The following is a 12,363-nucleotide window of genomic DNA, read 5'->3' on the forward strand; positions in this document are numbered from 1 at the left end:
ATTGGGCAGCTCTTTCTTTTTCTCCCTGATATTCCTTCACACTTTATTTAGTTGATTAACTAACTGCATATTCCTCAGCGGCAAGCTTACGTCTACCACGGTTCCTTTGTTTACTTCACTCGTAATCCGTACTTCGCCAAAGTGATTCTCGATAATCTTTTTACTAATCATGTACCCTAATCCTGTGCCCTTCTCTTTAGTAGTATAGAAAGGTTGACCCAGTTTAGCGAGAACTTCCTTTGGCATGCCAACACCTTCATCCCTAAACTGGACACTGACATACTCATCGTTTGTCTGACTCACTACAATAACCAGTTTGCCACCTGCTGGCATGGCTTCAATGGCATTTTTAATATAGTTGATAAATACTTGCTTCAACTGATTTTCATCACATGGAACGACTATTTCCCCCGGTGGGAACTCAGTAATAATCTCCACATTATTCAAGATGGCCTGAGTATCTAATAACGTAATCAGTTGAGTCAATAGCACTTTCAGATCTATCCATTCAAACTTACTCACTTGAGGCTTCGCGAGAATTAACAGTTCGCTAAGGATCTGTTCAATCCTTTCAATCTCTGAAGACATAATCTTAAAATACTCTTCCCTGTCCCCATAGCCTGATCTCATGAGTTGAACAAATCCCTTGATCGCGGTGATAGGGTTTCTGATTTCATGAGCAATGCCGGCCGCTAATTGACCAGCCACAGATAACTTCTCCGTGTTTTGCAGGATCTCCTGGGACTTCTTCCACTCCGTCAGATCTCTTATCGTAACCGACCAACCATCTTGATTCCCGCTAGAATCCTTGATGGGTGAAATGTTTAACATGACCGTCAAGCTTAACCCATCTTTTCTTAAGCGAGTCGTTTCCGCACCAATGATATGGTTTCCTTTGTTAACCTCGCTCTCAAATGCCTCTACCTCACCGATTATTTCTGTCGGAATAAACGGCAGCTCATATAATCCTAAACCCACGACCTCTTGTTTCGTCCACCCAAACAGGTCTTCGAAGGCCTTATTGGCTTGGGTGACCTGTCCTTGCCTGTTAAAAATCAGAATCGCATCCACATTATTTTCAATTAGAGATTCTAGCTGCTGGGTTTTCGTCTGAAGGGCATCCTCCGCTTGTTTCCTTGGGGTAATGTCTTTAGCAACCCCGTATACGCCAACGACTTTATCGTTCACAATGATCGGCATATTTGTCACATCGACATGAACGATGTGACCGTTCTTATGTAAGACTTTCGTCTGGTATCTTTGGGTCGTACCCTGCGCTGCTATCTTGTAGTGCTCTAAGGTTCGCTCAATGTCATCTTTTGACACCAAAGGAATGAACGATTGTTTCAGGAATTCCTCTTCGCGATATCCTAATAAGTGTTCCATCGCCGGATTGACACTAAGGTAATTTCCCTCTAAATCAAAAGAGAAAACGGCATCAGGATTTTGGTGAAACAATGATTTATAGTGCTGCTCTTTTTCATGCTCTTCTAGCTTCTGCTTAGTAATATCTCGAAAATATACGGTTAATCCATTTGGGGATGGATAGGCCCTTACGTCATACCATGTTTCCAATGGAGGAAAATACGCGTCGAAGGATACGGGAACCTGTTCCTTAACCGTCCTATTATACTGCTCATAAAAAGGTAGGTTTACCGCTTCAGGGAATTCAATCCAGACGTTTTTGCCAACTAAATCTTCCCTGCTCCGAAAAAGTAAGCGAGTTGCCGCTGTATTCACATAAGTAAAGTTCCAGCGATTATCCACCGCAAAAAAACCATCTGTAATTCGCTCTAAAATCGCATACGCATCCTCTAAGGGGTAGTTCATCATAACAAGCCTCTCTTTACATTTTTATCAGCATGTTTACGCGAGTATTAGAAATTTATTTTTCAGAAAAATTATATCATATTTTATATCGTTTGGTTTCAGTAGAAATCTTCTTTGATACTGGGAGCGGACAAATTAGTTTATGTGGGGATTTACATGGGGGACAACAAAATGGCTTATGCAGGCACGAAAGCTGTTAAGATTGATAAGTTAGATTGGTACTATAAAAACTATCGGGTTGTTGGCATTAAAAGAATCCTTAAATAAAAGCCAGGGTAACGTCCGGCGCTTACCCTAGCATTAACTGTGGGATATAGAATAAGGAGAAGAAGATTGCACTTAAAAAGGACACAATAAAGAGAGCATTCCATATCCACATCCGTACTGGTTGATTGATAAATTCTACTATAAACACTTCTCTTCCCCCTTATAAATTCATCTATTCCGAAACAACGATAGCCCTGCCTCTCTACCGTCCTTGTAGTTCCTAGACCACTCCAGTTTGAATCGGTTTAATTGATATGATCATGTTTATAAGCCTATTATAGTTAGGGAAAAAGAAAGCCACAGTGAAGTTTTTCACACCGTATGAATCCCACCGTACCAGATTAATGAACAAAAAAGAGCTTCCCCCAACGAATCTGTTAGGAAAGCCCTCTTAACCTATATATTAACAAAATTACGCCGCTGCAGCAGTGCCTCAAAGTCCTCCGCAGGAAGGGGTCTTCTAAAGAGGTAGCCTTGCTCTTCATCACAACCAATTTCCCTCAGAAAACTCATCTGTTCCTCGGTCTCCGTACCTTCTGCCACCACCTTAATCCCTAGATTATGGGCAAGCATAACAATGGTCTGAACAATCGAAGCGTTGTAAGCTGATATAGGGCTTGACTTTCTCTTAGCGCAGCTTCTACTTTCACCCGATCCGTAATGTCGGTTCGTATCGACACATACTGTTGGGGCCGAGCCTGCTCATCTAAGAAAGGGACAATTACCGTCTTCACCCAATAGAAGCTTCCATCCTTGGCTCGATTCTTACATTCCCCCGTCCAAATCTGGCCTCTGCTAATCGTGTTCCACATGTTGCGAAAAAACGATTTAGGATGGTAGCCCGAATTAATCATTCGGTGTGTTCTCCCCATTAATTCTTCCCGCCCTATAGCCCGATATCTCACAAAATTTGTCATTCACATACGTAATCAGCCCGCTGGCATCCGTAATGGCTACAATCGTGGATTGATTGAAAGCATCATTCAGACTCTGTAAATGTACCAGCTTTTCTTGATAAACGGTCTTCCACTCCATTTGGCTTCCCCCATCTTTGTTTATAAAGGGTGAATAATTTTAGATATTACCAAAATTAGGTAATCTATGTTATAGCTAATATACCATATACGGCACCGGATCGGTTATATGATATTTATTTTAGTTTTCTAAACGCCTCTATAAACTCATGAGGGTGATTCCTCAGATAAAAGGAAAACACTTGATGGTTGGTGTGCAGATAAAGAAAGCCGGTTTCTCCTGAGATGATCTTAAACGAGATATCTAAAACATTATGAAGCGGAAATTCCCTAGACTCTGTGATTATCTTATCTCTATACAAGCACAGGTGATGCCGAGACTCGATCTGCTGTTGCTCATTCGACTCTACGGTGCGTGTGATCTCGATGTAGGGTTGTTTAGAAATAAGTGTCATTTCCTTTCCTCCGGTAGCTTGTTTCCCTTGAATACGTAACGAAGCGACGGAGGTTTCAACTTGGAAAAATGTAAAAAAAGACTGTTGCTAAATAACAGCCTTACTTTACACTGGTGGAAACGGGTAAACTTATCTCCATCGTTGTCCCCTCGTTTAGTTTGCTTGAGATAGAAAGTGTTCCCCCATGCTCCTCAATAATCCTTTTGCTTATCATGAAACCTAGCCCTGTTCCTTTTTCTTTCGTCGTGAAAAACGGCTGGCCGATCTTTTGAAGTTGATCCTCCGGAATTCCGCAGCCTTCATCGATAAATCGGAGGTTCACCATCTGTTTAACCCTCCTGACCTCGATCCGGATTTCTCCACCCTTTGGCATGGCTTCCATTGAGTTTTTAATAATATTAATAAAGACCTGCTTCAGTTGGTTCTTATCGCACACAATGTGCGGAATATCTTCTCCATAGTCCACATGGATTATGATATTGTGCAGATTCCCTTGTGTAGACAACAATGCCGTTACATGATTAAGCAATTCTTGCAGGTCCTCTACTTCTGAAGTGACTTCCTGCGGCTTGGCCAGAACCAATAATTCGCTAAGAATGAGCTCCATCCTTTGCATTTCAGAATGCATGATGTCTACATAATGCCTTTTATCATGCAAGTCGGTTTCTAACAGCTTGAGGAAGCCTTTAATGGCTGTTAGGGGATTGCGAATTTCATGGGCAATGCCCGCTGCCAGTTGACCTGCTACTGAGAGCTTTTCTGAGGTTCGAATCAGTTCTTCCGTTTGCTTTTTTTCCGTAATGTCTGAAAATGTGATAACCGAGCCGATCACAGCCCCTTGATCCAGGATGGGAGCACTTGTATATTCCACAGGAAACCTGTTTCCATCCTTCTTGCAAAAAACATCCTCCGTTAAACTGGCCAATAGCTCAAACGGCTTCCCAATCACCTCTTCCACTGCATATCCCGTTATTTTTTCTGCTGCAGGGTTCCAAAATATTACACAACCCTCCTTGTCAACCCCAAAGACTCCATCCGCTACGGAATTTAAAATTAGCTTATGCTTATGGCTTAGGAGTTTTAATTCCTTTCTTGATTGTACTAATTCAGTGATATCCCGAGCAATGACATAGACCCCTTTAAATTCCGTTTCAATGACCATCGGGATGGTCTTGATCTGCAGATCGATGTAAAAGCCATATTTATGTTGTATTTTTAGTTCATCTTCAATCGCCTCCCCTTGGAGGGAACGCTGGAAGATGGTTTGTCCCCGCTGGATATCGGATGAAAACAGAAATTGGATAGAATGTTGCCCTTTAAACTCTTTCGGGCTATAACCAGTCACCTGCTGCACTTTGGCATTACCCGCCAAAATACGCCCCTCTTTATCCAATAAGACAACCATATCTGGATTTTGCTCGAATAACGAATAATGATGCTTTTCACTCTCACTTAAGCGTCGATCAATAAACATCGTAATGAGGGCAAACCCCAAAATCAGGAGGGCCGCAATTCCGATGCTTGCGGCCAATAAATAATCGTTATAAGAAAAAGCAAGGCGTTCATGGTTCATCGGTTGGTTGCTGAAGATTCTCGTCGCTGCCATACCTGTGTAATGCATGCCGCATATGGCCAGACCCATGATCAGTGAACTGCCTAGCTTCCCTATCTGGAAGCGACCTTCTGAACTTCTGAAATAAAGGGAAAGCCAAAAAGCACAATAAGAAGCGAGAATCGCAATGAGGATAGAAAGTAGGACGAGCGGAAAACTATATCCTAATGTCACCTCACCTTTAATGGCGGCCATCCCCATATAGTGCATCATACTAATCCCCGATCCCATAAAGAGACTGCCAAGGATTATACGCGGAATAGACCGTAAAGCGGCGAAAGCAAAAAGAATCGAAACCCCCAGTGAAGCCAAAACATGCCATAAACTATATTCCATCCCTATAGGTAAATGGTAAGATAGCATAGCAATAAAGTGCATCGACCAAACACCCATTCCGATCGCACAAGCCCCACCAATAAGCAGAATTTTCCGAACATAACCGGAAGATACCGTTAGTCTGCCTATGAGATCGAGTGCGGTGTAGGAAGCCACCACCGCCACCAAGAATGAAAGGATCATTAAAGGTACGTTATAAACACCTAATAACTCCATGGTTTTTGTTTCCCCTTATCCCAAAAATTATACCCCTCCATGTATAAAGAAAAATAAGCCAAAATAGAAAGCAACAGCTTCTATTTTGGCTTATGCTATAGCGCAATGTGCATTGTCTATGGTCATCTTCCAAATGGTTGGAGATATGAAGTTTGATGAATTAATGAGCATACTTCCATTCAAGTCAAATGATGGCATCCATCCATCTATTCCTTTCAATATTAACTTAAAAAGTTGAGGAATACAAGAAAGTTGTTAAATGGCACTCGTTTGGAAAATATAGAAGAATAAACTATCGCGTGGTTCTAACGTTATAGAAAGAAAGTGAGGCAGGCATCATGTCGACCCCCATTGCACAAAAACTAACCGACATTAGCAGTTTCACCAGCAAGCTGTTAAGAAAAAATTTTGGCAGAGGACCAGAGTCCTGTCAGGCCTTTCTGAATGAGCGTTTCCTTATTTTTTACATTCAGGGATTCCTTTCTCCTATGGAAACCATTTTACTTGAGCACAGCAATGCGGATAACATCGATATCTCCAGAAGCATCGTCATGAATAGCGTGCTTGCCCAATTGAAGGGGATTTTGGAGCTTGAATTTGAACAGGATATTCTGGAGTTCTACCACGATTGGAACTATAACAAGAACACCGGAATGATTACCGTTGTGTTTGAAGAACCAGTTACCTCCGGAGACGAGCTCATGATACTATTTCCGGAACGGAGCTCCCTAATACTCGAAACGGAACGAATCACCGCTATGGTTCAAAAGATTCCTGACATGACAGAGGCCTATCGGATTTCACCCAAGCTCTTTCTTGTCATGCGCAAGGGCATTCTGATCCCTTTAGAAAAGGCATTAATAGCCAAAGGCTTTCATCAGACTCTCTTGGTCACCAAGGACGACTTGGAAAAGGCCTATTGCTATAATGAAGGTCGTTTCGAGGAGATTTTAAAACAACCGATCGCTGACATTTTCTTGGACTGGAACTTAAACGAAGACAAAAGTGTCATGTGCTTTGTCCTGAAGTCATAACAGAAAGGAGCATGCATCCAAGCTCCTTGAGCGGAAACGGTTTTATAAATAACTCTTGATCCTCTCTTTTTTTGCTTCAACCACTTGATACTTATAGATCGGTCGGCCTACGGTACCATAAATCAATTCCATATTCAACAACCCTTCCTCCACTAGAAATTGTAGATACTTTCGGGCAGAGACCCTAGTAATCCCTGCCTGATTCGCAATTTCTTCGGTGGTGAACAACGACCCCTTCTCTATCTTTTCCCACAGCGATCTCAGGGTCAATTTCGTCAGGCCTTTCGGAAGCTCTTTGGGTTCTAGGACCGGCGCTTTATAGAGAACAAGCTGATCGAGATCTTCTTGACTGATGGCACGCTGTTGGTCCATCACTCGTAAGCCTTCTTTATAGGTTAAGAGCGCAGATTCAAAACGATCGAATTCAAAAGGCTTAATTAAATAGTCGACAGCCCCATACCGAAGGGCTTTCTTGACGGTTGGAATATCGCTGGCTGCAGAAATCACGATCACATCCACTCCAATTCCTTTTTCCCGTATTTGAGCCAATAGATCGAGTCCCGTCTTACCTGCCATGTAGATATCCAATAGAATCAGGTCAATGTCGTGAATCTCCAATAAAGCCATCGCCTCGGTAAACGAATGAGCTACGGCAGTCAGCTCAAATCCGGCTAGCTTCTGAAGATAATGCTTATTAATCTCCGCTACCATGGGATCATCTTCTACAATCAAGATTTTAATCATTTCTTCACCTCATTTTTGCGAAGGGGAATTTCCACCGTAAAGCGAGTCCCCTTTCCTCTCACGGATTCCACCTGGACTTCTCCATCCAGCCTCTCCACACTCTTGCCTAGAAGGTAGAGTCCAATCCCCCTGTTTTCCTCTCCCTTTGTCGAAAATCCTTTTTCAAACGCTCTCCCCAACGTCAGCTCATCCATGCCAGGTCCGGTGTCCACTACTTCTATCGTGATCATCTCTTCAAAATAAGAAAATCCCACCTGGACCCTCCTTTCCTCCGAGCTTTCGACCGCATCGAACGCATTGGTGATCAGGTTTCCTACAATGGTAACAATCTCGTGGGTCATGGCTGAGCTTTTCAGTTCAGGAAGAACATCTTCTCCTGTTAATTCTAATGTAATGCCTCTTTCCCTCGCGTGGGCTAGTTTACCTAATATAAATCCGGCAATCACCGGATCTTTGATCTTACTCATGACTTGTCCAATCTCGGTTTGTTGGTTAGTCGTTAATTCTTGAATATACTGCTTTAGCTTGTCATAAAATCCAATCTGAATCATTCCTAAGATTACATGCATCTTATTCATAAATTCATGAGACTGAGCGCGCAAAGCTTCCGCATAAAGCTTAACTCCCGATAGCTCTTGCGCCATTTGTCTCATCTCTGTTAAATCTCGAAAGGTCGCGATAGCCCCCCTTTTATTCCCCTCGACCAACAGCGGTACAGTGTTGACCAATAGAGCTACGCCCCTCAGATTCTGTTCTTGATCATATCGAGCCGTTCCCGTGGCCAGCACTTTTTCCAGCTCGGAATGCGATACCAGCTCTTCAATTGGCCTTCCTAATGGAGATTCTATTATCCCTGCTTTTCGTAATAGTCGACTGCCTTCATCATTGATCAGCGTAACGATTCCGTTAGAATCGACGGCAATGATTCCTTCTCTTACGGACTTTAGCATCACATTCCGTTCAGCCAAGAGCTTGGAAATTTCCGAGGGTTCTAGCCCAAACAACACTCTGCGTATCTTTCTTGCCAAAAACCAAGCCCCCAGAAGTCCAATCAATCCACCTAGGCTAATCCCTAGAAATACGGTCATGCGTCCCTCTTGTATAGCGGTTTCTACCTCATCCAGCGAGATGCCCACAGCGACAGCTCCTACTTGTTGACCTGAATCATCGAAGACAGGACTAAAGTAACGAAAGGACACCCCCAGTGTCCCTTCGGCGATCGAACTATATTCCTCTCCTTGCAAGACTCTTTTCTCATCTCCACCAACAAAAGGCATACCGATTTTTTCTGGGTCCGGATGCGATTTTCTGATCCCTTCCATGTCCATGACGACGATGAACTGAACTTCTGTAGCATTTAAGATATCCTTTGTGAATTCTTGTATAATCGATGGATCTGATTGTCCCCTTAATGCCTCAATAACATAGGGGCCACGGGATACGACCTTAGCAATGTTCTTAGCTTTTTCCTCTTGAATACCCTTCGCATAGGCTGCGATTTTTTCACTTACTAAAACATTGGTGACAATTAAAGCCAAGATCACCACACAACAAACTAAAAAGATAATAGTCGTTTGTAATCTCCACTTTGGCATCTGTTCTTCTCCGTTTTATTCAAGAATACAAGAAAAACGTTGTACTCAGGCACGAGTACAACGTTTTCTTTTAAGTTTATTTCATTAAACTAAAGTAGTCAAACGGAACGCTTATTTAAACTCACCTGGAAAAATGGTTAAATTGATATCCATGATCAATGGCAAACTGAAGTAAACAGCACCTACAATTAATACAATCGCTAGGATATTAATCCAGAATCCTGATCGGACCATTTCGGAAATGGTAATTTTCTCTGTTGCATAGATGATCGCATTCGGTGGAGTACCGACCGGCAGCATGAACGCACAGTTTGCAGCCATAGCAGCTGGTACCATTAACGCGAAAGGATGAACATTGATTGCCAGAGCGAGCGAAGCTAAAATAGGCAAGATCATCGTGGCTGTCGCGGTATTGGACGTAATCTCGGTCAAGAACAGAACCAATGCTGTAGTCAGGAGAATGATCAGAAGGAAGTTCATGCCATTTAATACAATCAATTGCCCACCAATCCAATCGGCTAAGCCTGTTTCTTTAAACCCGCCGGCGATCGCTAATCCTCCACCGAAGAGTAAGAGAACTCCCCATGGAAGTTCACGAGAAACGTTCCAATCCAATAGCTTGCCTCCCTGGTTTTTGGAAGGAATCAGGAACAATAAAATCCCAGCAAAAATGGCAATCATGGTATCACTAATTCCTGGAATCAAGTCGGTCCATAGGAACGTTCTGGAGATCCACATGAAGGCAGCAAATGTGAATACAGATAATACTGCTTTCTCTTCAAAGCTCATGGTTCCGAGCTTCTCGCGTTCTTCGTCAATTAAAGCTTTACCGCCTGGCAGCTCTTGCAACTTAACCGGAAAAGCAACCGTTACAAGGTAGTACCAAGTGAAGAAGATTAAGATTAGAGCAATCGGTGCAGCAAAGAATAGCCAAGAGGCAAAAGAAATTTCAACTCCGTATAGCTTTTGAATCGTTGCGGCCAAAATAATGTTCGGAGGCGTTCCAATCAGCGTTCCGAACCCTCCAATGGTTCCTGCAAAACCGATACCGAAAATAACCGCTTTCTCAAACGTTTTCAATGAACCGTTTTCACCTTTGGCCTTCTTGACGCTTGACATGGCCTGATACGTAATCGCGGTACCAATCGGGATCATCATCATAACCGCTGCGGTATTAGATACCCACATGGATAAGAAGCCCGTGGCAAGCATGAAGCCTAGTACGATTCTTTTAGGGCTTGCCCCGATGATCGATACGATAATAATGGCAATACGCTTGTGCAAATTCCATCTTTCCATCGCCAAGGCAATCAAGAATCCGCCTAAGAATAAGAAGATAATCGGGTCACCATAGGCAGACGCTGCATCCGCACCACTAACGGCCTGTGTAATCGGTAACAGGATAAGCGGTAACAAGGATGTGACCGGAATCGGAATGGCCTCCGTAATCCACCATACTGCTACCCAAAGCGTTGTTGCAAGTACGGCTCTAGCCTTATCTTCTAATCCTTCCGGAGAAAAGAACATCATAATGAGGACAAACAGCAGGGGTCCGAGTATTAATCCGATCAGTTGAGACCGTTCGTAGGCTGGTTTCTTTTCCGGCGGTTGTTCATTTTTGCAGTTTTGATTGATATCAACAACCGGTCGAGATTTACGTTGAGCAGAGGATGAAAAAAATATAAGTTGCTTGATTTTATGGTGAGCTTCCCAGCTCTTATTCCATGCTTGTTTCATAATGGATTGTTCCACCTGTGATCCCCCCTAATATCGTTTTTTTGTAAGCGGTAGCAAACTTAAACACAGTATATATGATTTTTTTCCTCCTTTGATATTTTGAAGCTAAACTAATCTTTTTGGTCTTTTTGGTCTCAAGCAAGTTCAAAGGTTGAATTCAACATTTCCAAGTGCTACCCTAAGATAAGAAACTAAGAAAAATGCCACAGGAGATTAATATGATTGAGATCAAGACTTCTAAGCTTAGCGATGGAGAGTTTAATCGAGGAGTATTTGCAACAAGAGATATCGCCAAAGGTGAGCTGATCCACGAGGCTCCCGTGCTGCCTTATCGTAATGAAGAACACGAACACATTGAAAAAACGTTTCTAGCTGATTATGTTTTTGAGTACGGGGCTCACCATACGGCCCTTCTCTTAGGATATGGAATGCTGTTTAATCATTCCTACACGCCTAACGCCTCGTACGAAATCAATTTTGATAACCACACGTTTGACTTTTATGCCTACACCGACATTAAAGCAGGAGAGGAAATTCTGATCAACTATAACGGTGAAGAGGATAATATGGATCCCTTATGGTTTGATGAGGGAAAAGACAACAGATGATTCCATCTCAACCGAACATACTCGTTTATGCTCCCGAAGGAGCTGAGATTTATGCGGACTGGATTAGAAAGTCCGGATATTCCTCCGTTCATTCGGCCAGCACCGCGGACGAAGCCCGCGCGTTACTGGACGGCACAGAGATTTTGCTCTGCTGGAAATTTCCTATGGATGAGGTGGAACTTCCTTCTTCGCTCAAGTGGATTCAATCTATGGGAGCAGGTGTCAACGATTGGGTAAGCGGGGAGCGATTCTCAACCGATATCACGCTTACTCGAATCGTTGATCAGTTTGGCGGACCGATTGCCGAGTATGTCTTTGCCTATCTTCTTTATTTGACTAAAGACATCCCTCGTCTCACGGCTGCCCAGAAACGTCGCTCGTGGGATCCGTTTCTCACGGACTTTTTATCGAAGAAAACAATTGGGGTAGCGGGGTTAGGCTCTATCGGGAAAGAAGTGGTTCGGAAGGCCCGGGCGTTTGATATGCAGGTGAAGGGGCTTAGCGTTACAGGCAGCTCCGCCGACCTTGTAGATCATCATTTCACGCCAGCGGAATGGAACTCCTTTGTCCAAGATCTGGACTACTTGATTCTTACGCTTCCTCTTACTTCACAAACCGAAGGCGTGCTGAACCGCGACCTCCTTCTTACGATGAAGTCGACCGCTTGTGTGGTCAATGTGGGCAGAGGACAGCTGATCGTGGAGCAAGACCTTGTGGATGTGATGAGGAAGGGGCATCTTAGGGCTGCCGTTCTTGACGTTTTTGAGAACGAGCCTTTGCTTGATTCGCATCCCTTCTGGGATATGCCGAATGTATATATTACGCCGCATTTATCCGGCCCAAGCATTCCTCAAGAGGTTTGCCAGTTTTTCATCGAAAACCTGCAGAGGTATTCGAATGGCCTCCCTCTCATGGGAGTCGTGGATCGGACGTTGGGATATTAGATGACTCAGCG

The 12,363-nt window shown here is 43.4% G+C and carries 12 protein-coding genes; 3 read left to right on the forward strand and 9 right to left on the reverse strand.

Annotated elements, in window-relative coordinates; translation table 11 throughout:
* Positions 1 to 36: 36 nt before the first annotated feature.
* The 6 genes from EIZ58_RS16965 to EIZ58_RS16985 form a co-directional block, all read right to left on the reverse strand.
* A complete protein-coding gene (locus tag EIZ58_RS16965; RefSeq protein WP_167577765.1) occupies positions 37 to 1,830 on the reverse strand; it encodes a PAS domain S-box protein in 1,794 nt (597 codons plus the stop codon).
* Between the two features lie 663 nt (positions 1,831 to 2,493).
* Positions 2,494 to 2,670, reverse strand: a complete 177-nt coding sequence (locus EIZ58_RS16970) for an EAL domain-containing protein (RefSeq protein ID WP_134702086.1) — start codon at positions 2,668 to 2,670, stop codon at positions 2,494 to 2,496.
* Positions 2,652 to 2,951 (reverse strand): PAS domain-containing protein, encoded by a 300-nt coding sequence (locus EIZ58_RS34475; RefSeq protein ID WP_240689148.1) that lies wholly within the window; start codon positions 2,949 to 2,951, stop codon positions 2,652 to 2,654. The genes EIZ58_RS16970 and EIZ58_RS34475 overlap by 19 nt, the downstream gene beginning before the upstream one ends.
* Positions 2,944 to 3,132, reverse strand: a complete 189-nt coding sequence (locus EIZ58_RS34480; protein WP_240689150.1) for a PAS domain S-box protein — start codon at positions 3,130 to 3,132, stop codon at positions 2,944 to 2,946. Before EIZ58_RS34480 ends, EIZ58_RS34475 begins: the two co-directional genes overlap by 8 nt.
* 115 nt (positions 3,133 to 3,247) lie before the next feature.
* Positions 3,248 to 3,526, reverse strand: coding sequence for a hypothetical protein (locus EIZ58_RS16980; RefSeq protein WP_134702087.1), 279 nt, complete (start codon positions 3,524 to 3,526; stop codon positions 3,248 to 3,250).
* Between the two features lie 100 nt (positions 3,527 to 3,626).
* On the reverse strand, positions 3,627 to 5,690 hold the full coding sequence (locus tag EIZ58_RS16985; protein ID WP_134702088.1) for a PAS domain S-box protein: 2,064 nt from the start codon (positions 5,688 to 5,690) through the stop codon (positions 3,627 to 3,629).
* 338 nt (positions 5,691 to 6,028) lie between these two features.
* Here EIZ58_RS16985 and EIZ58_RS16990 point away from each other — a divergent pair, with 338 nt between their 5' ends.
* Positions 6,029 to 6,724, forward strand: coding sequence for a Na-translocating system protein MpsC family protein (locus tag EIZ58_RS16990; protein WP_134702089.1), 696 nt, complete (start codon positions 6,029 to 6,031; stop codon positions 6,722 to 6,724).
* Between the two features lie 42 nt (positions 6,725 to 6,766).
* Here the strand turns inward: EIZ58_RS16990 and EIZ58_RS16995 are convergent, their stop codons facing one another.
* The 3 genes from EIZ58_RS16995 to EIZ58_RS17005 all read right to left on the reverse strand — a co-directional run bounded on the left by EIZ58_RS16995 (position 6,767) and on the right by EIZ58_RS17005 (position 10,800).
* Entirely contained in the window at positions 6,767 to 7,468 is a 702-nt protein-coding gene (locus EIZ58_RS16995; RefSeq protein WP_134702090.1) for a response regulator, read from the reverse strand.
* Positions 7,465 to 9,063: a DcuS/MalK family sensor histidine kinase gene (gene dcuS, locus EIZ58_RS17000; protein ID WP_134702091.1), complete on the reverse strand. Its 1,599-nt coding sequence runs from the start codon at positions 9,061 to 9,063 to the stop codon at positions 7,465 to 7,467. The genes EIZ58_RS16995 and dcuS overlap by 4 nt, the downstream gene beginning before the upstream one ends.
* 111 nt (positions 9,064 to 9,174) lie before the next feature.
* Positions 9,175 to 10,800, reverse strand: coding sequence for an SLC13 family permease (locus EIZ58_RS17005; RefSeq protein ID WP_134702843.1), 1,626 nt, complete (start codon positions 10,798 to 10,800; stop codon positions 9,175 to 9,177).
* 218 nt (positions 10,801 to 11,018) lie between these two features.
* Between EIZ58_RS17005 and EIZ58_RS17010 the strand changes: the two genes are divergently transcribed.
* Both EIZ58_RS17010 and EIZ58_RS17015 read left to right on the forward strand, forming a co-directional pair.
* Positions 11,019 to 11,408, forward strand: a complete 390-nt coding sequence (locus EIZ58_RS17010; protein ID WP_134702092.1) for an SET domain-containing protein — start codon at positions 11,019 to 11,021, stop codon at positions 11,406 to 11,408.
* Positions 11,405 to 12,352 carry a D-2-hydroxyacid dehydrogenase gene (locus tag EIZ58_RS17015; protein ID WP_134702093.1) on the forward strand — a complete coding sequence of 316 codons (948 nt, stop codon included), beginning with the start codon at positions 11,405 to 11,407 and terminating at the stop codon, positions 12,350 to 12,352. Before EIZ58_RS17010 ends, EIZ58_RS17015 begins: the two co-directional genes overlap by 4 nt.
* The last annotated feature ends 11 nt before the right edge of the window (positions 12,353 to 12,363 follow it).

Source organism: Ammoniphilus sp. YIM 78166 (assembly GCF_004522215.1).
Lineage (GTDB): Bacteria > Bacillota > Bacilli > Aneurinibacillales > RAOX-1 > YIM-78166.